The 22,225-nt window shown below is 40.2% G+C and carries 19 protein-coding genes; 7 read left to right on the top strand and 12 right to left on the bottom strand.

The genetic code is table 11. From position 1 onward, the window contains the following. Window positions 1–72: 72 nt before the first annotated feature. From HMPREF0023_RS11335 to trxA, 3 genes are all read right to left on the bottom strand, one after another. Complete coding sequence (locus tag HMPREF0023_RS11335; RefSeq protein WP_004637974.1) at window positions 73–288, bottom strand: hypothetical protein; 216 nt, start codon at window positions 286–288, stop codon at window positions 73–75. 395 nt (window positions 289–683) lie between these two features. Next, window positions 684–1,952 (bottom strand): transcription termination factor Rho, encoded by a 1,269-nt coding sequence (rho, locus tag HMPREF0023_RS11330; RefSeq protein WP_005085280.1) that lies wholly within the window; start codon window positions 1,950–1,952, stop codon window positions 684–686. A 331-nt stretch (window positions 1,953–2,283) separates the two neighbouring features. Further along, entirely contained in the window at window positions 2,284–2,610 is a 327-nt protein-coding gene (trxA, locus tag HMPREF0023_RS11325; RefSeq protein WP_004637976.1) for a thioredoxin, read from the bottom strand. A 355-nt stretch (window positions 2,611–2,965) separates the two neighbouring features. Between trxA and ppx the strand changes: the two genes are divergently transcribed. The 5 genes from ppx to HMPREF0023_RS11300 all read left to right on the top strand — a co-directional run bounded on the left by ppx (window position 2,966) and on the right by HMPREF0023_RS11300 (window position 8,136). Next, entirely contained in the window at window positions 2,966–4,486 is a 1,521-nt protein-coding gene (ppx, locus tag HMPREF0023_RS11320; protein WP_004637977.1) for an exopolyphosphatase, read from the top strand. Between the two features lie 89 nt (window positions 4,487–4,575). Next, entirely contained in the window at window positions 4,576–5,400 is an 825-nt protein-coding gene (locus tag HMPREF0023_RS11315) for an acetyl-CoA carboxylase carboxyltransferase subunit alpha (protein ID WP_004637978.1), read from the top strand. Continuing rightward, window positions 5,337–6,728 carry a tRNA lysidine(34) synthetase TilS gene (gene tilS / locus HMPREF0023_RS11310; RefSeq protein ID WP_008942164.1) on the top strand — a complete coding sequence of 464 codons (1,392 nt, stop codon included), beginning with the start codon at window positions 5,337–5,339 and terminating at the stop codon, window positions 6,726–6,728. The genes HMPREF0023_RS11315 and tilS overlap by 64 nt, the downstream gene beginning before the upstream one ends. Before the next feature lie 3 nt (window positions 6,729–6,731). After that, a complete protein-coding gene (proC, locus tag HMPREF0023_RS11305) occupies window positions 6,732–7,571 on the top strand; it encodes a pyrroline-5-carboxylate reductase (protein ID WP_005085274.1) in 840 nt (279 codons plus the stop codon). A 16-nt stretch (window positions 7,572–7,587) separates the two neighbouring features. Beyond that, complete coding sequence (locus HMPREF0023_RS11300; RefSeq protein ID WP_004637981.1) at window positions 7,588–8,136, top strand: YggT family protein; 549 nt, start codon at window positions 7,588–7,590, stop codon at window positions 8,134–8,136. 65 nt (window positions 8,137–8,201) lie between these two features. On the opposite strand, the gene polA is transcribed toward HMPREF0023_RS11300, so the two are convergent. After that, window positions 8,202–10,967, bottom strand: a complete 2,766-nt coding sequence (gene polA / locus HMPREF0023_RS11295; protein ID WP_005092365.1) for a DNA polymerase I — start codon at window positions 10,965–10,967, stop codon at window positions 8,202–8,204. Window positions 10,968–11,154: 187 nt separating this feature from the next. Here polA and HMPREF0023_RS11290 point away from each other — a divergent pair, with 187 nt between their 5' ends. Beyond that, the gene (locus tag HMPREF0023_RS11290) at window positions 11,155–14,025 is read left to right on the top strand and encodes a DUF2339 domain-containing protein (protein ID WP_005092367.1); all 2,871 of its coding nucleotides are present in this window, start codon (window positions 11,155–11,157) and stop codon (window positions 14,023–14,025) included. Here the strand turns inward: HMPREF0023_RS11290 and HMPREF0023_RS11285 are convergent, their stop codons facing one another. After that, window positions 14,026–14,943, bottom strand: a complete 918-nt coding sequence (locus tag HMPREF0023_RS11285) for a mechanosensitive ion channel family protein (RefSeq protein WP_005085267.1) — start codon at window positions 14,941–14,943, stop codon at window positions 14,026–14,028. A 9-nt stretch (window positions 14,944–14,952) separates the two neighbouring features. Beyond that, window positions 14,953–15,771: a hypothetical protein gene (locus HMPREF0023_RS11280; RefSeq protein WP_004637985.1), complete on the bottom strand. Its 819-nt coding sequence runs from the start codon at window positions 15,769–15,771 to the stop codon at window positions 14,953–14,955. 93 nt (window positions 15,772–15,864) lie between these two features. Here HMPREF0023_RS11280 and gspE point away from each other — a divergent pair, with 93 nt between their 5' ends. Then, window positions 15,865–17,355 carry a type II secretion system ATPase GspE gene (gene gspE / locus HMPREF0023_RS11275; RefSeq protein WP_017396608.1) on the top strand — a complete coding sequence of 497 codons (1,491 nt, stop codon included), beginning with the start codon at window positions 15,865–15,867 and terminating at the stop codon, window positions 17,353–17,355. A gap of 61 nt (window positions 17,356–17,416) precedes the next feature. Here the strand turns inward: gspE and HMPREF0023_RS11270 are convergent, their stop codons facing one another. From HMPREF0023_RS11270 to HMPREF0023_RS11245, 6 genes are all read right to left on the bottom strand, one after another. Next, a complete protein-coding gene (locus HMPREF0023_RS11270; protein WP_005092369.1) occupies window positions 17,417–17,848 on the bottom strand; it encodes an organic hydroperoxide resistance protein in 432 nt (143 codons plus the stop codon). Window positions 17,849–18,000: 152 nt separating this feature from the next. Beyond that, window positions 18,001–18,363 (bottom strand): DUF4951 domain-containing protein, encoded by a 363-nt coding sequence (locus HMPREF0023_RS11265; RefSeq protein ID WP_004637988.1) that lies wholly within the window; start codon window positions 18,361–18,363, stop codon window positions 18,001–18,003. Between the two features lie 188 nt (window positions 18,364–18,551). Next, window positions 18,552–19,376, bottom strand: coding sequence for a carbon-nitrogen hydrolase family protein (locus HMPREF0023_RS11260; RefSeq protein WP_008942161.1), 825 nt, complete (start codon window positions 19,374–19,376; stop codon window positions 18,552–18,554). 28 nt (window positions 19,377–19,404) lie between these two features. Next, the gene (gene gigB / locus HMPREF0023_RS11255) at window positions 19,405–19,926 is read right to left on the bottom strand and encodes an anti-anti-sigma factor GigB (protein ID WP_004637990.1); all 522 of its coding nucleotides are present in this window, start codon (window positions 19,924–19,926) and stop codon (window positions 19,405–19,407) included. Window positions 19,927–20,028: 102 nt separating this feature from the next. Then, complete coding sequence (gene gigA / locus HMPREF0023_RS11250; RefSeq protein ID WP_004637991.1) at window positions 20,029–20,997, bottom strand: RsbU family protein phosphatase GigA; 969 nt, start codon at window positions 20,995–20,997, stop codon at window positions 20,029–20,031. Window positions 20,998–21,128: 131 nt separating this feature from the next. After that, window positions 21,129–22,022 carry a VacJ family lipoprotein gene (locus HMPREF0023_RS11245; protein WP_005092373.1) on the bottom strand — a complete coding sequence of 298 codons (894 nt, stop codon included), beginning with the start codon at window positions 22,020–22,022 and terminating at the stop codon, window positions 21,129–21,131. Between the last annotated feature and the right edge of the window lie 203 nt (window positions 22,023–22,225).

Below are 22,225 nucleotides of genomic sequence, written 5' to 3'. Positions count from 1 at the left end.
TTTTGAATCTCAGAAAGTATAGGCGTAAAAAAAGAGAACCAAAGGTTCTCTTTTTTATAATCTATAAATAGATTATTGAGCAGCAGAAGCTGGAGCAGCTTCAGATGCAGCAACAGCAACTTCAGAAGCAGCAGCAGCAACTTCAGTTTGAGCTTCAGAAGCAGCAGCTACAGCTTCAGAAGCAGCAGCAGTTGCGTCAGTAGCAGGTGCTTCTTCTTTCTTAGAGCAACCAACGAAAGCTAAAGTAGTTGCAACAGCAGCAATAACAGCAAATTTTTTGAATAACATGGCATCACTCTCATAAAATTGTGAGATTAAAAAGAACCTGAGTTAGTCTGTTTGTGCTTTTATTTTTCCTAAAATTTTTAGGAAATAACGCAGGGAGCAGCCTAACTAGTCAGTTGCTATCCTATCAAAGCGCATCATGAATTACTACTATTCTGTCTGGCAAAACGTCAAAAATGGACAAAAATTGGTTATTTTTTGATAGAAAATAACTATGGATTAGTGTTTATAAATCGGAGATATTGAACAAAATGCTTTTGAGGGTATATTTATTTATATTTAAATCAATTGGATAGTGGATTTTGATAAAAACAAGGTAAATTGTAACCATTATGTAACCATGTCAACCAAATAACAACAGCCACCATAAAGGTGGCTGCTTTGGGTCGCACAGTAGATTAGTTTGCTGCTTTGCGTTTCATCTGATCAAAAAAGTCATCATTGGTTTTGGTTTCTTTCATGCGATCTAGTAAGAACTCCATTGCTGCTAACTCATCCATTGGATGAAGCAGTTTACGGAGAATCCATACTTTACGAAGGTTATCTTCGTCCATGAGGCGTTCTTCACGACGTGTTCCTGATTTTTTGATATTCATTGCAGGGAAAACGCGTTTTTCAGCAATACGGCGATCAAGTGTGATCTCTTGGTTACCTGTACCTTTGAATTCCTCATAGATCACATCATCCATTTTACTGCCAGTTTCGATCAAAGCAGTAGAGATGATGGTGAGTGAACCACCTTCTTCGATATTACGGGCTGCACCAAAGAAACGTTTTGGTCGTTCTAATGCGTGTGCATCTACACCACCCGTCAAGACTTTACCTGAAGATGGAATCACGGTGTTGTATGCACGAGCTAGACGTGTAATCGAGTCAAGCAGAATCACGACATCTTTTTTATGCTCGACTAAACGTTTTGCTTTTTCGATGACCATTTCTGCAACTTGTACGTGACGAGCAGGTGCTTCATCAAATGTAGATGCAACCACTTCACCACGGACAGTACGTTCCATTTCTGTTACTTCTTCAGGACGTTCGTCGATTAAAAGTACGATAAGAAAAACTTCTGGATTATTACGGACGATCGATTGAGCGATGTTCTGTAATAACATGGTTTTACCCGCTTTAGGCGGTGCAACAATGATTGAACGTTGACCTTTACCGATTGGAGCAACTAAATCGACAACACGTGCTGTTAAATCTTCAGTTGTACCATTCCCCAACTCCATAACAAGTTGTTCAGTTGGGAATAGAGGCGTTAAGTTTTCGAATAAAATTTTATTACGTGAGTTTTCAGGTGTGTCGTAATTAATTTGGTTGACTTTTAATAAGGCAAAGTAACGCTCACCTTCTTTTGGTGGGCGAATCGTACCAGTAATCGTGTCACCTGTACGTAAGTTAAAACGACGAATTTGGGATGGACTGACATAAATGTCATCTGGTCCAGCTAAATATGAACCAGCAGCGGAGCGTAAAAAACCAAAACCATCAGAAAGGATTTCGAGAACGCCATCACCAAAAATTTCTTCGCCATTCATCGCATGGCGTTTTAAAATAGCAAAAATAATATCTTGTTTGCGGTTACGTGCCATGCCTTCAAGGCCCATAAACTCCGCAATTTTAATGAGTTCGCCAATGGGTTTTTTCTTGAGTTCAGTTAAGTTCATAAGTGGTCAGACAGAATGGAATAAGTGGAGGACTACGTTAAGGGAAGAATAAAAAATCGACCGCGTACATACATGCTGAGGTAATTGTATTTAAACAACCACGATTCAGTAGTCTGGTTCATTGTTTCAGAGAGAAATGTGAAAACAATTGTTATTGCCGAGCGGCGATCTTATGTTTTGTGTCTTGTAAGAAGCGCAATGAAGTAGATTCCATTCAAAGCTTCTTGATCGAGAAATATAGACCTAATTGGCTGTGTTGTCAATGTTTACCGCGGACTACGCTGTTCAATAAAAACGTAGTTCCGCAGATAGACATAAAAACATCTATAAATTAGATGTTTTGATCGATAAATGCTGCAAGTTTAGAACGCGGTGCTGCACCAACTTGTTGAGCAACGACTTCACCGTTTTTAAACATAAGTAATGCTGGGATATTACGGATGTTGTATTTCACAGCTGTTTCTTCGCAAGCAGTAACATCAACTTTGACGATTTTGACTTTGCCTTCGTACTCATTTGATAGATCTTCAAGTACAGGTGCGATTGCTTTACAAGGCGCACACCAGCCAGCCCAGAAATCAACAAGAACGGGAGTTTCAGCATCTAAAACATCTGCTTGGAAGTTTTCATCAGATGTATTAACAATAGTCGCAGACATGGGATTGCTCCAAATTTTTTAAAAAAAGTATCAATTCAATTTCAGAGTGAATATTACATTGCTACGTGAGGGTCTGTCGATATTTCATGAATGTATGCCTCATTCGTGTTGTTTTAGCCTATAACGCAAAGCATACCTGAAGTATCAACAGACCCTATTTATGTAAGGGTTGATTACGATTATTCAAGTTTCGAAGTAAAAAGTCTAATGGTTGCTCACGATGCCGATCATCGACTTATACAATGATTTATGCAAGAAAAGTGAAATACCTGGTTTTTATTGATGAAAATGACTTTAAAATTCTAAGCGTGTGAATTACTCTAATGCGTGAATTGAGCATGGGTTTATATAAATAATGTCTGATTTTCTGATTGATGAGGAATTACTTGCTGCGATTGATATGGGATCAAATAGTTTCCATCTCGCAATAGCTCGTGTTGATCACGGTGAAGTGAAAAAAGTTGCTTCAATGTCAGAAAAAGTACAGTTAGCTGCTGGACTCGATGAAAATAAAAATTTAACTGAAGCTGCACAGCAAAGAGGCTTAGCTTGTTTGGCGCGTTTTGTTGGGCGTTTGAGTTCAGTTCAGCCGAATCGTTTGAGGATCGTAGCAACGAATGCACTTAGACAAGCGAAAAATGGACATGAATTTATCCAGAAGGCTGCTGAAATTTTACCTAAACCCATTGAAATCATTGCAGGTCGTGAAGAAGCGCGTCTGATCTATCTTGGGGTTTCCCATACCATGGCCAATGGTGGACGTCGTTTGGTGGTCGATATTGGTGGTGGTTCAACTGAGTTTATCATCGGTGAGAAATTTGAACCGCTACATACTGAGTCCTTGCAAATGGGCTGTGTGGCATATAGCAAAGCCTACTTCGCTGATGGTGAGATTTCAACCAAAGCTTTTGACAAGGCAGTAGTTGCTGCACGCAAAGAAATGTCAGGTATTGCCAATACTTATAAATCCGTTGGTTGGGATACCGTGGTCGGTTCGAGTGGTACCATTAAAGCTTGTCGCCAGATTTTAGTGCACCTTGGATGGAGTGATGAGCAAGAAAATCTCACCCGAGAAGGACTTTATAAATTAAAAGATCGTTTACTCAAATTTAAGCATACATCTGAAATTGACTTTGAAGGTCTACGCGAAGATCGTCGAGCAGTTTTGCCAGCTGGGGTGGCGATTTTGTATGCAATTTTTGATGTATTAGATATTGATAAACTTGCTTATTCGGATGGTGCATTACGCGAAGGTGTCATGTATGACTTACTGGGTCGTTTCCAACATGAAGATATTCGTGATCGTAGTGTTCAAGCATTGATGGGACGTTACAACGCTGATCCTAAGCAAGCAGAACGTGTCGTCAAAACTGCGCAACATTTATTTGATCGTGTTGCTGATGCCTTAAATTTAACGACTGAAGACAGTGACTTACTGCGTCGTGCCGCTTATTTACATGAAATTGGTTTAGCAATTAGTCATGGCGGATATCATCGACATGGAGCATATTTATTGCAACATTCGGATATTCCAGGCTTCTCTCAAATTGATCAAAATCATCTTTCACATCTCGTTTCGCATCATCGACGTAAGTTACGTGCTGATGCAAAAAATGATGTTTTTAAGGTGGGAGGAAAGCATTTAGTCTATCTTTGTCTATTACTTCGCCTAGCTGTTTTACTTAACCATAGTCGTAGCGATCAGATGCTTCCTGCCATTGAACTGAGTGTGGTAAATGATCAACAATGGCAATTGAGCGTATCTGGCGATGCTAAACAATGGCCTTTGTTAGTTGCTGACTTGCATGATGAGCAAGTGCAATTTAAAAATTGGGACATTGAGTTAAATATTCAGTCAGACAAATTTGTTGATTAACATAAGGATTGTTGACCTTTGAGTTAATTATACGCGGCTTATAAAGTGTCAATATACCTTATATCCTTGTTAGGGATTTTCTACGACGTATGAAAAATAAAGCGACTCAGTCCAAGGCTTGGACTACGGTTCAAATTGCACGCCATCCTGAGCGTCCGCAATTTCTTGATTATGTAAGTGAAATTTTTACCGAGTTTGATGCACTACATGGTGATCGTTTATTTGGTGATGATGGTGCAATGATTGGTGGCTTGGCTCGTTTTGACGGTCGTCCAGTCATGGTGGTTGGTCAACATCGTGGACGAAGTACTCGTGAAAAGTTACAGCACAACTTCGGTATGTGTAATCCTGAAGGATACCGTAAATCGCAACGTTTACTGGATATGGCTGAACGGTTTAATTTACCAGTATTTACCTTTGTTGATACTATGGGTGCTTATCCTGGCGTAGGTGCTGAGGAGCGTGGTCAAGCAGAAGCGATCGCGACCAGTTTGGCACAACTTTCTAGTTTAAAAGTTCCTGTAATTGCCACTGTATTGGGTGAAGGTGGTTCGGGTGGTGCGCTTGGTATTGGTGTTGCTGATCGTGTGATTATGTTGTCACATAGTATTTATTCAGTGATTTCTCCTGAAGGTTGTGCATCTATTTTATGGAAAACAGCTGAAAAGGCAGCACAAGCTAGTGAAGCATTAGCATTAACTGCTGATAAATTAAAGGCTTTAGGTATTGTTGAATACGTTGTGGATGAAGGTGAAGGTGCACATTTAAATCCTGAAAAAGTCATGCATGACCTAAAAGATGTGTTAAAACAAGCTTTAGATGAATTGCAACCAATGGATGCACAAGCACGATGCGACGCACGTTATCAACGTTTAATGAAGTTTGGCAGCAGCAATTTAGGCATCGCGTCTTAACTCAAGCACAGCATTTTACAGAAAAAACTCAATTCTTAATTGGGTGTAGCGGCGGCATGGATTCCATGCTGTTGCTGTATCTAATGTCTGAAATTTTCCCCAAGCAAATCCGTGCGATTTATATTGATCATCAGCTACAGCAGATGAGTGCTGAATGGGGAATACTTGTACAACAGCAGTCTGAAGCTTTGAATATCCCTTGTATTATTCAAAAAGTATCTGTTGATGCAGGCAATTTAGAACAACAAGCACGGCATGCCCGTTATCAAGCGTATCAACAACATTTAGATGGCCATGAAATTCTTGTGCTGGCACATCATCAACAGGATCAAGCTGAAACTTTATTACTTCGGTTATTTTCTGGGGCTGGTGTTAATGGGTTGGCTGCAATGCAGCAAATTGACAATCGAAAAGATTTTACCATTTGGCGACCTTTCTTAGATTTAAGCCGAGAACAGATTGAACAATGGTCAAATCAACTCGGCTTTGAATATGTGATTGATCCGACCAATTCGGATATTCATTATGATCGAGCGTGGTGTAGAGAGGAGTTATGGGGCGTTTTAGAGAAACGCTTTCCCAAGATGCAGTCGGCTGTGGCACGGACAAGTTATTTAATGCAGGATGCTGCTGAAATCTTGGATGATGTGTTAAAGGCAGATTATCAGCAATGTGTTGTCGATCATCAGCTTGATTTAGAGCAGTTAGCTCAGCTTTCCGCTGCACGGCAACGCCAATTACTTTCAGCTTGGATTAAGGGTGATGAGCAATATCGTCCAAGTTATGAGATGGTCAAGCGTCTACAAAATGAAGTTATTTTTTCTAAGCCAGACGCACAGGCTAGTTTGCATATTCATCCATATTATTACCTGCGCTATCAGAAAAGATTATATCGTCTTAGGCATGATGAGCTTTATGCTGAAAAAGTATCGACGATCCCCAATATATCCCCCCTCTGTTTTTTTGCAGGGCAATCTATACAGGTTGCTGCTGGAAAATTTGAAATTATTTCTCAAACAGTTGGGCTTGCGCCAGAATTACTTGGACGAGAATTAAAGTTGCTCAAGCGACAAGGTGGGGAAAAAATTCATCTCTATGGTCGAGTGGGGCATTGGCCGCTAAAAAAAGCGATACAAGAAGCACAGATTTTGCCTTGGTTACGTCATACAATTCAAATATTAGTCGTAGATAATGTTATGCTTGGGGTTTTTAGCCCAAAGGGTTTTTGGTTGGCGCAATCTGAGTATGTGGTACAGAGCGGTTGGCAACCAAGTTTAATTTCTGACTGTAATGGTTTTTCTGATCAGTCTTTTTCATATCACGAGTAGGACATGGCGACTTCATTGAATCAAAATATCTGTTTTATTGGCGGCGGTAACATGGCGCAGGCCTTGATTGGTGGGCTACTTTCACGCGGTTTACCCGTAACACGCATTACAGTTTCAGATCCTGTTGAGCAGATTCGTCAAATATTAGAAGAAAAAGGCGTTCAGACCACCACAGATAATCTCGAAGCGATTAAAAATGCGGATGTGGTTGTTTTGGCAGTTAAACCACAAGTGTTGGCAACGGTATTACAACCATTAAAAGGGCTGTTGTCAGATAAACTTGTGATCTCAATTATTGCTGGCGCAGAGATTCAAACCATTTCAGACTTAATTGGTGGAAGTCAACGAGTTGTTCGAGTGATGCCAAATACACCAGCATTGGTTCAAACGGGTGCGCATGGGATCTATGCTCCAGCGGCAGTAGGGACGCAAGATCGTGAATTAACCAGTCAAATTTTAGCGGCGACTGGTTTGACGATTTGGGTGGATAATGAGGCCCAAATAGATGCAGTGACAGCGGTATCAGGTTCTGGCCCAGCTTACTTTTTCTATTTAATGGAAAGTATGATTCGCGCAGGAAAGAATCTTGGTTTGGATGAAAAAGTAGCAACAGCATTGACTTTGCAGACAGCTTTAGGCGCGGCGCAAATGGCAATAACCAGCTCTAATTCTCCAGCAGAGTTACGTAAAAATGTGACCTCTCCAAATGGTACGACGCAGGCAGCATTAGAGGTGTTTGATCGTGCCCAGATTTCACAGAATATTCAAGCAGCACTTGCAGCGGCTCAAAAGCGTAGCCAAGAGCTAGCGCAAGAGTTGAGTGACAAGACTAAATCGGTTTAAGTAGGATAAGACAATTATGGGTGCAAGTTCTGCGCTAATTTTTGGTGTTTTGATCAATGTTGCAATTTTATTGGTCTTTTTCCGTTTTTTAATGCAATTGGCGGCAGTCAGTCCTTATAATCCTGTGGTGCTTTCCACTGCGAAAGCAACCAAGATTGTAGATATATTTGGTCGTATTTTTCCAACCGTTGGCAAAGGGCGAGTAAATTTAGCAGCATTAATTTTGGTGGTTTTGCTTTATTTCTTGAAAATGTGGGGAGAAAAGCATTTATCGGGTATTGGCACAGGAAGCACCATTTACTTTATCGTTTCGACGATCAAAGAAATGTTATTGTCTTTGGTGACCTTACTTAAATATATGATTTTTGCTTTTATTATTTGTAGCTGGATTATGATGCTTTCACAATTCAGATCGCCATATATTGAGGTTATTCAGGAACTGGTTGAGCCAATTCTTGCGCCATTCCGTAAAGTAATGCCGAATATGGGGATGATTGATTTATCACCGATTCTTGCATTTTTGGTATTGTTTGTTGCTGAAACCATGCTTAGAGCGATTATCTAAGCTTGATTTTAGAATATGAGTCAATAAAAAAGAGATGCTGAGCATCTCTTTTTTATTTCAAGGGATTAGTGTGCAGCGTCCCAATTTTGACCTTGGCCCACTTCTACCACGAAAGGAACTGAAATATCTAAGACAGATTGCATTACCTCCGCAATTTGTTTAGACAGCTCATCTGCAATCGTTTCATCTGCTTCAAATACCAATTCATCATGTACTTGAAGTAAAAGTTTTGCTTGGTCTTTTGGTAAAATTTTATCGACTGCGATCATGGCAAGTTTAATGATGTCGGCGGCACTACCTTGCAGTGGTGCATTAATCGCAGCACGTTCAGCAGCTTGTTTGATCATTTTATTGTTTGCCAAAATATCAGGTGTATACAGACGACGACCTAGAATGGTTTCTACAAAGCCTTGTTCACGAGCAATTTGACGGGTGCGTTCCATATAATCCAAAACGCCCGGATAACGCTGGAAATATCGTGCAATATAGCTACGAGATTCTTCCCGTGTAAACCCTAATTGGCGGGTTAAACCAAATTCAGACATCCCATAAAGCAAACCGAAATTGACGGCTTTCGCTTGACGGCGTTGGTCATTGGTAACATCTTCAATATCAATACCAAGCACTTCCGCAGCAGTACGACGATGTACATCCTGACCTTGTTGGAATGCATGTACAAGCGCATCATCTTGAGAAAAATGCGCCATGAGACGAAGTTCAATTTGTGAATAATCGGCTGCCAACAAGACGCGACCTTCAGGTGCAATAAAAGCTCTGCGGATTTGACGACCAATCGGTGTACGAATTGGGATATTTTGTAGGTTTGGATCGGTTGAAGATAAGCGTCCAGTCGCTGTCAAAGCTTGATGATAGCTTGTGTGTACACGGTGTGTAGAATCATGCGATTGTTCAACCAAGCGATCTGTATAAGTATTTTTAAGTTTAGCTAAACCACGATGCTCTAAAATTACTTCTGCTAAAGGATGCTCGATTTTTTCTAGAATACTTTCACTGGTGCTGTATTGACCAGTAGCTGTTTTTTTACCACCTTTGAGACCTAAACGATCAAATAGCACCTCACCAACTTGTTTTGGAGAGGCGATGTTAAATGCTTCGCCTGCTAATTCGGTGGCTTGATTCTCTAAAGTTTGCATAGTTTCAGAGAATTCAACGCTGAGTTGATCTAGGAATGCGTGGTCAAGCTTAATCCCATCTTCTTCCATACCTGTTAGTACGCGTGCAACAGGCATTTCGATATTATGTAGAATATTGACAAGTTCAGGATGGTGTTTAAGTTTGGCGGATAACACTTCATATAGACGGTAGGTTACATGAGCATCTTCAGCAGCATAGTGTGCAGCAACTTCGAGTTCAATTTGGTTAAAGGATTTTTGTTTCGCACCTTTGCCTGCAATTTGCTCGAAAGTGGTTGTTAAATGGCTGAGATAAACGCGTGCTACATCATCCATACCATGTCGTGTCGCTGCTGCATTCAATACATAAGAAGCGAGCATGGTGTCGAAGTACCAACCTTGGATCGTAATACCATGATTGGCAAAGATGTGAGCATCATATTTTAAATGGTGTCCGATTTTCTTTACTTGTTCATTTTCGAGAATCGGTTTGATCTGTTCCAGAACATGTTCACGATTGAGTTGTTCAGGTGCTCCTTCATAATCATGAGCAACAGGAACATAATAGGCATCATGTGCATCAAATGCGACTGAGAAACCAACAAGTTCAGCAATACGATAATCTAAATTGGTTGTTTCTGTATCAATCGCAAAATGATCTGCTTGTTGCATGCGTTGCAACAATGTCGCCCAATCTGCTTGCGTGAGCACCGTATGATAAGTTGCATCACCTAATTGATCATCTTGACTAGAGAGATTGGCATGATCCTCGGCGATGACTTGCTCAGTTTTCTGTTCTGATTTAACAATACTTTGCGAGGTCTGTTGATATGCAGGCGTATTTGGGTTGTTAGGATGATCCAAAGACTGTAATTGATTACGAAATTCTAATTCAGTATAGAGATCACGTAATTGATTAATATTCGGATTGCTGAGTTTAAGATCATGCCAATCTAAGGCTAAATCAAGATCACAGACTATACTCGCAAGCTGATGGTCAATTTTAATATTGTCCAAATTATCTTTGATATTCTGGCTAATTTTGCCTTTGAGTTGATCTACATTGGCAATGATATTGTCGAGTGAGCCATATTCGGTGAGTAGCTTTGCTGCTGTTTTAGCACCTACGCCAGGAACTCCCATGATGCCATCAGAGGCGTCGCCCATCAACGTAAGATAATCAATAATTTGATGAGGATGTACCCCAAACTTTTCTAAAACACCTGCTTCATCAAGAACACGCTCTTTGAAACTATCCTCTAGCTTTACATGTGGATTTACAAGTTGCGCCATATCTTTATCTCCTGTTGAGATAAGAACATGGTGACCTTCTGAAAGCGCACGTTTGGTTAATGTGCCAATAATGTCATCGGCTTCAGCACCAGGAAGGCTGTAAAGGGGAATGCCTAGTGCTTTGATCAGTGCATGTAAATAAGGAATTTGTTGTGACAACTCCTCAGGCATGCTTGGGCGATCACCTTTATAAATTGGTGATAATTTATGCCTAAAGGTGGGCTCTGGTGTATCAAAAATAACTGCCATGTGCGTCGGTTGAGTGCGACGCATAAGTTTTTGAATCGCAGAACTTGCACCACGTATTGCATTGGTATGTAAGCCAGTAGATGTGGTTAATGGTGGTAATGCGTGAAAAGCACGAAATAAAAAATAAGACCCGTCAACCAAGACAAAAGGTGGCATTGTGCAAATCCTTATTATGAACTGACGGGTATTTTACGTGAAAAAGTCTGGGTTGTCCCTGTTGTGGTGTGATCAGGCGGCGGCTGGTGTCGTTTAAAAATTGCAGAATTTTGTATGTAAAAATAGCTGCTTACCCAGTGATCCAGTAAGATAGATTTAATAAATTTGTCATTATTGATCTAAGCCTATGTATAAAAAAGATAAACAGGGAATTATTATTGTTTTAATTGCATTGACTGTTTTGTTGGGTTTTGCTGTTGCTTTCCAGTGGCAAGCAACAATTGTTGCCGCGGCAATTGGTCTAACTGTCGTTATTGTGCACATTCTTTCTGAGATTCATCAGCGTTTACGCCAATTGGAACAAGCTGCACCGAGTTATTTTGCGCAAACTTCGAGTATCACTGTACAACGAATCATTGTATATAGCGCTTCATTGATTGCGCTTTTTGCTTATGCCAATACGTGGATGTGGTTAGCGGGTGGGGCATTATTGGTACTTACTTTGTGTTTGATTCACACTATAAGTGCATTTCAAACACGTCTTTTGCATTTAGAACAATATCATCAGGTCCAATCTAAAACCGAAACCTTTACAAAGACGCTTCCACAGTTCCAAAATCCAGATTCCTTGACTCAAGCCCCATTACCACAATCGTCATTATCCGCTTCCGGTTCACAATCAGAGCAGCCAGCATGGATGCGTGCTGATCAACCACCTGTGCATGATCAAACCACACAATCCTCTATAGATGAGATGAGTTCAAAACAAATCGAACAACCAACATGGTGGCGACCTGCTGTTGATTGGATGATGCATGGTAATCCTATTTTGCGTGTTGCCGTGGCTGTACTTATGGTTGGGGTTGTCTTATTGCTTCGATTTGCAAGCGAACATTGGCAGTTAAGTTTGGGTGCTAAGCTTGGCTTTATTGCCGCTGCTGGAGGTATAACGACATTTGTAGGATATATATTACAAAAGAAAAATCAGTTATTTGCAGTTGCTTTACAAGGCCTAGGATTGGCAGTCGTTTTTCTGACATTGATCTTCTCACATCATTTTAGTGTGATTGCAAGTCTAACGAGTGCAAGCATTTTATTTGTGATTTTGCTCTCGCTGACTGTTTATCTCAGTCTAAAGCAACAAGCGTTGTATTTGGCACTGTTGGCATTGACCATGGCTTATCTTGCGCCGTTGGTGATTCCGCAACACCATCCAGATGTAGTTTTTCTGTTTTCTTATTACTTCCTTATTAACCTAGCCGTTGCTGTTGTTAATTTTATTCAGCCTTGGAAAATTCTGCATCAAATTGCTTTTTTTGCCACGATGTTAATCGGCGGTGCTGTGATTGGCATTTATGCTGATCGTCAACAGTTTAATACGCTGGATATCATCCTCTGGTTGCATATTGCACTATTTATTTGGTTGAGTGTTCGCTATAGCCAGTTGATGTTACGTGCTCAAAAGCAGCATGATGATGTAAAACTAGATATGCCTCGTTTACAGCCGATTTTAGATATCGGATTGATTTTTAGTGTGCCGGTATTGGGTTTTTCTCTGCATGCTTATCTGATGCATAACTCGACTCAAGCATTGACTTGGGGAGCTGTTGCGCTTGCCTTAATTTATTTAGGTTTAAATATCTGGATTAAGCGCCAATATCCACAGCTTTCGATTTTGGCAAAAAGCTTTTTTATTCTTGCCGTAGTATTTTTGGCACTGATTTTTCCATTGGCCAAAGGTGCACATTGGACTTCAACGGGGTGGGTAATTCAAGGAACTGCTTTAATTGTTTGGGGGGTAACGGAACGTTATCGTCTTAGCCGTTATATTGGGGTTGCCTTAGTGTTGTTAAGCTCAGTGGCATTGATTTTTCAGGTTTGGTCAACTGAGCAATTTCCAATTTTGAGTACTATGATTTATGCATTGGCTCAATTCATTTCAGCATTTTATTTACTACATTATCAGGATGTGGAGAAATATTTCAGTGCACGTATGCTAAGTGGCATATTTGTCATTTTGGGTATGTATGCAGGAGCGATTGCAGGTGTAGAATTCATGCAATGGCAACAACATGGTTTGAGTCCATATTTAGCGATTGCAACTGGATTACTCGTAATTTATAGCTTGCTTGTTGATTACAAAGGCCAAGTCCGTTGGGATCGTATTCAGTTGATCTTATTGGCGGGTCTGTTATTTTTACTTTATGCAGCAAGTTTTGCAGCAAACGTATATGCAGTATGGCATTGGCCAAGTGCTTTAAGTCAGGCCACTTTTGCGCTGGCGGCAGTGCTTCTCAGTCTGATGCTACTTCGTCTCAAATTTTCTAATTCCAAAGTATATACAGATATTTGGTCAACCTTGTTGTGGTTAAGTCTGGCGATTATTGGTTTAGCTCTATTTCCAGCGATGCCGATTGTCGCACTTGCAATTGTTCCACTTCTCTATGGGTTGTGGTCATTTAGCTCAAAACGAATGCAGTTACTTCAACAATTACCTGTTTGGTGCTTAACCTTGTTCTGGTTGTTGTTGATTAGTTTAGATCCTTATTCTGCTGAGCAATATTACTTTTTCCCACTGTTAAATTTTACTGATATTTTCTCATTGTTGATGTTTGCTGGTCTGCTTTGGATTATTTATCACCATGACTTCAGTACTGAACGTTCAATTGAATGGAGCTTCAAAGTCTCGACGATTTTGATGGGATTATTGGTTTTGAGTAGTGTGGTGGTGCGAGCAATGCATCATTATTTCAACACACCACTATGGAGTGTTGAAATTTGGTTGAATGGTGATGTGCAATTAAGCTTAACGTTGCTTTGGGTTATTTTGGCATTTATTTTGATGACTTTTTCTAGTCGCCGCCATCTTCGTCAGATTTGGTTTGTTGGGGCGGCATTATTGGCAATTGTAGTTGCTAAGCTGTTATTACTGGACTTATCTCAAAGTGGTACGTTGACGCGTGTTATTTCATTTATTGGTTCAGGGGCAATTATGTTGGTGATTGCCTATTTAGCGCCATTGCCACCTGCACTTGATCAGATTGAGAAAGAGAGCTGATTAACTCTCTTTCGGTTCTTTTTTGAGTGCTTTCTGATTTGCATATTGATCGATTTCATCATTTTCTAATGGTAGAGGTCGGTCAATTAAGCCCATTTTAGGCACTGGGATTTCGATTGAGTTTTCCAAGAATCCATTGCGGACACGTTCTTGCATTTCATCGCGTACTTTCAATGCATTTTCTTGACGACACCACACAGAAAATAAAAGTTCAATGGTTGATTCTCTAAATGCTGTAACAGCGACTGCGGGTTTTGGATCATCCATGACTAGTGGATATTTTGTAGCAACTTCCAATAGAACTTGTCTGACTTTAATAATATCTTCATGGAAATTAATCGCCAATGTGATGGGAATCCTTCGTATCGGATACTTTGATAAATTCATTACTGGAGTTCGAATCAGTTGTTCATTGGGGAGGCGAATATAGACATTATCCAAAGTCAGGAGTTTGACTGATAAGAGGTCGATTGAGATGACTTCACCTTCAATAGTCTGACCACGAATGAGCGTGATTTGAATGGTATCACCTACTTCAAATGAGCCTTCACCAATCAAGAATAGACCGCTAATCAAGTTGGTGGCAGAAGTCTGTGAAGCAAAACCCAAAGCTACAGTTAAGATACCCGCTGCACCTAAGAAGACGCTAAGTTTAAAGCCAGCTTCTCTCAAGCTGGTCATAATGAATAACAAGAAAATAAAGTAAAAAATACCCCGACGCCACAGTAAGCGTTGGTGTGCATTGAAACGGCTGCCAATCGTGCGGATAAAAGCATTGGATACTAATCGAGCGATCACAAACCCGATAAAACACAAAATAATCGCGACTGCGATTTCACTGAGCCGTTCAAAATTAATATTGGTGAAAATACTGGTGAGGTTGCTAGCAACATCTTTTGGAATATTAGTATCTGGCATAGCAACCTCTTAAAAGAATGAATCAAACATATTTAAAAAAGTACTATTGGGTGAGCGTGGAGGATGAATATAAGTGACTTCACCTGCCTGATGTGGTGTTCGATTTTCAATTCGAATACGAACTAACTCTTCACCATCATAATAAACTTTAATTTTCGAGGTCCATAGTCGTCCAGTGCCTTCACTATAGAATAGCGGCAGTGCAGGAACGGGGACATTCATTCGATCAAAACGTAATTGGTGATGACTGGTGTTGTGAAATTCAATCGGTGTAACGGCTCGAAAGGCACGGGGTGGTAATAAGTTGAGATCAGTTCGACCATCAACAGAAGTGGCATAACAAACTTCACCTTGTTGAGGGCTTTTACCAAACCAAGTGTCTTTAGGTTGAATGACAGGAATGTCGAATAACGGTTCGGTTAAGCCATCCACCAAGCCTGCAATCCATAACGGTGTACTGATATAGAGCGTACCACGTTGACCTGCGGGGATATAAATCGGATCGACGGGCTTAATTACCACAGATCGATCTGCTAAGCGAGGCATTAAATGAAAGCTATCATTGGTTTTGTGAAACATATAGCGTTCAATTTTTGCAGGGTGTGGCATTGCAAACTCTGTATCCAGCAACGCTTGCCATTGCTGCTCATAGTCATGCTGAGATTGAGGGCGATGATACTCTAGACGCCATTCTTTGATTCCACGGGTAAGGCGGAATAGCAATGAACCGAATTGCCAAGCTTTGGCTTGCTGAATATCGAATTTTTGTTCGCCCCACCACTTCAAACTGTTTGAATGTGGAGTTTCGTATTGATTATTTTGAGACAAGATGCAAAATTCCTTTGTGAGTATGCTAAACAGACTTCACGCTGTAATCTGCTTAGAGTACACTCAATACTTTCTCTTATCATTATTTGTGTGATGCAAATACTTAAACAAATACAAATTCCTTATAGTTTTGCCAAACGTCATGGTGTTTTGTTCCGTTACGAAGGCGATCAAGTTTTTATTGTGCGGCGTAAGGATACTGCGCGAATTGCTTTGCAGGAAGCTCGACGAATTTTGGGGAAGTCGGGACATGATCAATTGTGTACCGATCAAGAGTTTCATGCCTTATTAAGTTCGAGCTATGCAGGGGATACAGGTGAGTCGCAGCAAGTTGCGGCGGGCTTGGAAGCTCATCCTGATTTATTGAGTCTCGCTGATCAAGTACCTGAGGCTGAAGATTTAATGGATCAAGAAGATGATGCGCCAATCGTCAGGTTGATCAATGCCTTATTGTCCGAAGCGATTCGAGTAAGCGCATCTGATATTCATATCGAAGCTTTCGAGAAAAAACTTTCAGTACGTTTACGAGTGGATGGTCAGCTTCGAGAAATCGTACAACCACGCCGTGAATTAGCACCGTTATTGGTTTCACGTATCAAAGTCATGGCAAAGTTGGATATTGCTGAAAAGCGTATCCCTCAGGATGGTCGTATTTCATTACGTCTTGCTGGGCGTGAAGTCGATGTGCGTGTTTCAACATTGCCATCATCGCATGGTGAACGTGTGGTAATGCGTTTGTTGGATAAGCAAGCTGGGCGTTTAAATATGACCCATTTAGGCTTAATGCAAAATGATTATGATCGTTTGACTCAGTTGGTGCATCGTCCTCATGGCATTATCTTGGTAACTGGACCAACAGGTTCGGGTAAAACCACTACTTTATATGCCGCCCTCTCTGATCTGAATGACAATACGCGCAATATTCTGACGGCTGAAGACCCAATCGAATATCAATTGGAAGGCATTGGGCAAACGCAAGTGAATACCAAAGTGGATATGACCTTTGCACGTGCACTCAAAGCGATGTTACGTCAAGATCCTGATGTGGTGATGGTGGGGGAGATCCGTGATTTAGAAACTGCGGAAATTGCAGTACAAGCCTCTTTAACGGGTCACTTGGTGTTATCAACGCTACATACCAATACTGCAATTGGTGCGGTGACACGCTTAAAAGATATGGGAATTGAACCCTTCTTGCTGGCAAGCTCATTGATTGGTGTGATTGCACAGCGTCTTGTGCGTACCTTATGTCCACATTGTGTGACTTGGCGTAAAGCTGATGCTTTTGAGCGGCAAGTCTTTCAACATCTAAAAGTAGATGAGCATATGGAGCTGCCAGAACCTCATGGTTGCGATAAATGTTCACATGTAGGTTTTAGTGGACGAACTGCGATTTATGAAATTGTTCCTGTCGATGAGTCAATGCGCCGTTTGATTCATGGTAATGCTGCTGAATACGAGTTGGAAAATCATGCACGTCGTCAAGCTGCGTCTATTCGTGATGATGGCTTATTAAAGGTATTGGCAGGTAAGACCACTTTAGAGGAAGTCTTACGAGTTACCAATGAAGCTGCTGAAGAGTAAGCTTTAATTAAGATTATAAAAAAACAGCATGCTAATGCATGCTTGTTTTTTTATCATGTAGTTAAGCAGTTACGACATTAAAATTCACATCGATATTATTGCGTGTCGCATTTGAATAAGGGCAGACGATATGCGCTGCTGCTACAAGTTGTTCAGCCTCAGCCTGTTCCAAGCCAATTAGATACACATTCAATGTGACTTCGATCCCAAAACCATTCGGAATGGGGCCAATCCCAACTTCACCTTCGACATAAGCATCTTGGGTAATTTTCAATTTATCTCGGTTTGCGACAAACTTCATAGCACCTAAGAAACATGCTGAATAACCGGCAGCGAAAAGCTGTTCAGGATTGGTTACTTCACCACCAGCACCGCCCATTTCTTTTGGTACACCTAATTTGACATCCAATACACCATCAGAAGAGGTGGCACGACCATCACGACCACCAGTCGCTTTTGCTTTTGCGCGATAAACAACTTGTTCAAGAGACATAATTCTTATTCCTAATAATACTATTCAATGCCATTTGATCGTACTTGATCTAAATTAAAATACAAGTCAGCAAACGTTGCTATACCCTTAAAATAAAAAAGCATAAGTGCTGAGACTTATGCGAATACTGAAAGAAAGATTACAAGAAAAAATTACCATAAGTCTGCAATTTTTTTCATCAGGCGAGCACGATAGCGTGCTGTTGGATTGTTGGCATTATTCTGGACTTCGTTTTCATAATATTGTTGCCATGCACGAATCATTTCCAGTGTTGTGCCTTTTTGTTTAATAATCACCACATCTTCACGTTGAATATAATCTAGACGCTGTCTCGCACCTTCTGGACCTGTACCCCAGCCAATAACCCACTGACCAAATGCATTTAAAGATAAATTTTGTGGTGTCATTGAATGAGTGGATGTCGGTGTTGACTCGTGTGTATTTTCATCTACTGATGTTGCGTATAGCTGTGTAGTAGCCCCAAGAAGTAAAAATGCTGCAATCAATCTAAACATGAATTAAAGCTTAAAATAAAAATGGTCGTGAGTGGTGATTAAATCAAAGCACAATTTTGCTTTGGTTTTAAGTCATTTAATCATTTGTATTAAATCACGATTTAATCCCAGCATATAGCTGAAAATTGACCAGTTCAGTCAGATTTAAATTTTTCAATTATGCGGATCACAAGTATTTGGGATAAAAATTAATAGTTCAATAATCGACGATGTTGCATCAATGGCATTGAGAGACGAATAGTCTTTTGTTCTGTTAGATCAATTGCACTGGTAATTAAAGCATGACCTTCAGTGTTCACCATTTGCAGGAGCTGTCCACGGCTATCTGTTATAGCTGCATGTCCCCATGTTTGGCGTTGTTGCCCATGCCATCCTTGTTGTGCTGCACCAAGAACATAGCATTGGCTGTCCATCGCACGTGCTTGAAGCAGTAGTTGCCAATGCAACTGACCTGTCGTGTAAGTAAATGCTGCAGGTGCTGTTAGAATATTGGCTCCTTGTTGGCGCAGTGTTAGAGCTAGCTCAGGGAAGCGCAGATCATAGCAGACCATAAGACCAATATTGCAAAAAGGCGTTTTGGCAATAACGGTTTTATCACCTGGTTCAAAAAACTTTGATTCTTGATAACCGCCTACAGCATCACCGACTTGAACATCAAATAAGTGAATTTTGTCATAACGTGCTTCAGTACCTTCAGGACTAATGCATAAACTTACCGTACGAACCCGACCGTCAGAAATGATTGAGCCATTAGGGCGGTATGGACAAGGAAGTGTGCCAGCGATAATCCAGATCTGATGACGATGTGCTAAATCTTCTAAACGTTTTTGAATACTTTCAAATTGTTCTGCAGTCTGACGTTGTTTACCTGCGGCAAAACAAACAAAGTTTTCAGGAAAAACGATTAGCTCAGCAGCTTGATCCTTACTTTGTTGAATCAATGATTCGATAATAGAGAAATTTAATTCAATATCATCTTGGGAGTTCATTTGCACAACGGAAAGTAAGGTCATAAGCTAGCCGAAATATATAATTTAATGATTAAGCATTTTGCTTGTGATCATCATTACTCAAGCAGTCTTGTTCTTTTTGCAACTGTTTAACCAGTGGTTCAAACATATTCTGGTTGTTTTCATTTAAGCGCATCAGCGTTTTGTGCGCATCAAGTACAGTATTTAACATAGCACTATGTGTGACATGTTCTTCTGTAAGCTCTAAAGTACATACATTTGGATCGCCACAATAATTTAAAATCACAAATACTTGCCCTAAGCCCATACTATTGGCCAAGGTTGTAATATCTGGATTCGTTGAAAGCATGACAGCTTGTATGTTGTGAGCTTGCTTAAGCTTTAAACCTAATTTTGCCAGTATGCCTAAAACAGTACTGTCAATAAATGTGGTTTGGGTTAAGTCAACGATTGCACCAACAACATTTTGCTGCTGTTCAATTCGGTTGAGTAGTTTGTCTAGACTTATACAAGAGTGAGCACGCACTTCGCCAATAAGCTTGAAAATATGCGTTCCGTTCAAACTTGCATATTCAACATGACCTGTTGACATATAAATGCCATTTTCAGAGAAAGGATATAAAATTATCCCATAGTGATATTCTAGACACAAGTGCTTGGATGGTGTGACTTGCTTAAAATATTGATTTTAAAGTTAATTCAATCGACAGAGGCTTAGGATTGCTATATCGTCAGCAACATGTTCAGGAGCTTGGAAAGCATTGTTCTGAAGATGTTCAACTAATTGGTTGAACTGATCATTGAGCCTGCCATCAAAAGGTTCTAATGCGCCATCTGAGCATAAAATAAACCGTGCTTGAGGGTTGAGGATGCAATGATGTTCTTCCACGTCTAGTTCTTCTGTAAGACCTAAAGGAAAACTACTTGTGGTTAAAATTTGTGGTGGTTGGTTTGGTTCAAAAATAATTGGAGGGGGGTAGTGCCCCGCACTAGACCAACGTACTTCATTGGTTTCTAAATTTAGAATAGCAGCAACCATTGTAATATGTTTTTCAATATTTTCTTGCATCAACATGGCATTCAGTTTTTTTATCAGTTGACTTGGTGTTTTTGAACGACCATGAAAGGCAGCCATCCATGAAGTCAATAAACTACTCGTCACACCATGCCCAGAAACATCCGCAAGATAAAATAAGACTTCTTTATCATTCAAACGCCAATAATCATACCAATCACCTGACAAATAGGCAGAGGGTTGGAAAAAAGATTCAAATTGATAATTTGGCAGTGTGATTGGGTTTGGCAATAAGCGTTTTTGTAGTTCAGCTGCTGAAGGCAAATCTCGACTATCTTGATTGCGTTTGTATTGGGCATCAATTTTAAATAAAGCGTGTTTAGGATTTTTAGGCAAATTGTCCCACATCCAACCAGCTAAAGCTCCCATTTCCCAAGCTTGAGCCAAGGCAGCGCCTTCATGCTCGAAAGCGAGCACAATCGTTGGGAGTTTCCACTGATATTTTAAAAAATCTTGTACATCAGCAATCGCAATAATCGTTTGATCGTATAAATCTAAATCATGAACTTGAATGATTTGTAGAGTCGGTAACTCTGTTAAAGCTTGATCTAAGAAAGGTATTGAGCGCGTAGGTTGGATGAAATACATAGACGAATAGTCAATCCTTTGGGTGATCATTTTTTAATTCATCATAGATGAAAGATGACCTAAAACATAGTGTTACTATAGTCGAAATGACATAGTAACACTGAAGTTTGTAAGACAATATTATTAATCAATTATTCAGTATCACTATCGAGTGAAGTATCGTCATCAAAATCATCTTCTCCATTTACAAAGGAAATATCATTCGCATCACCTCGTTTCTCAGCGATTTGGAATGCTTTACGCTGTAAATAAAAATCACGAATCATGGAATATTTATCGCCTCTAAGCGTTTCTTCAATATCTAGAATTTGTGACCGCGTATCAATGGCTTGTAATACATTAGTTGACCAATAAATGCCGTCTTGATCATCAAGTAGATATTTTTGGGGACGACCAAAACTATCAGCTGCTAGGCCAGCGCCATCACGAAAAGTACTTGGACCAAAAAAAGGCAACATGACATAAGGACCAGAAGGGACTCCATAATAGCCTAATGTCACACCAAAACTTTCTTCTTCAGTTTGTAAACCTAAGCGGCGTGCCGGATCGGCAAAGCCTAAAGTTGTTAATGTGTTGATGGTAAAGCGGCCTAATGTTTTTGCAGCACGACTAGGTTTGCCTTGAATAATTTGGTTTACAGCATTCCAAGGTTCGCCTAAATTTTTTCTAAATTGGCGATAAGGGCTGCGAACAGGTTCTGGAACTTTAGCTGCGTATTGTATAGCGACAGGTTTGAGTAAATTACGATCTAGAGCATCGTTAAAAGTAAAAATTTTTCGATTTAATCCCTGCAAAGGATCTTTTACCTCATCTGGTTGGGCTGCATTTGCATTTACTTTTAGATCATCTTTGGTTAAGTGTTTTAAATCTTTGATTGCTTGAATTGTGGTTATTCTTTGAGCTGTTGGGCTTGCAGTTGCTTCTGTAGCTGAGCTCGTTGCGTTTGCTACTTCATTTTGAGCAAATACGGATGAACATGCTCCAGCAGTTAACAACCCAAGCAAGATAAAATTGGAGTAATGCATATAAATCCTTAATCGCTTTGAGCGAAATACTGTCATAAAGTGATTGCGTCACTCAACGCAATAGCTATGTAAAAGGAATACGATTTAATTATTCACTCTTTATTAAAGCAAATTCACTAACAAAATATAAGAAGAAATGTAAATTTGATCTAAAAACGTTCACTTGATAATAAAAAATAGATGAGGGTGTTGCATTGGGTAAG

The sequence above is a fragment of the Acinetobacter sp. ATCC 27244 genome (assembly GCF_000156555.1).
Lineage (GTDB): Bacteria > Pseudomonadota > Gammaproteobacteria > Pseudomonadales > Moraxellaceae > Acinetobacter > Acinetobacter haemolyticus.
Note: the sequence above shows the minus strand (reverse complement) of the source record. Positions and strands in the feature narration are given on the sequence as shown.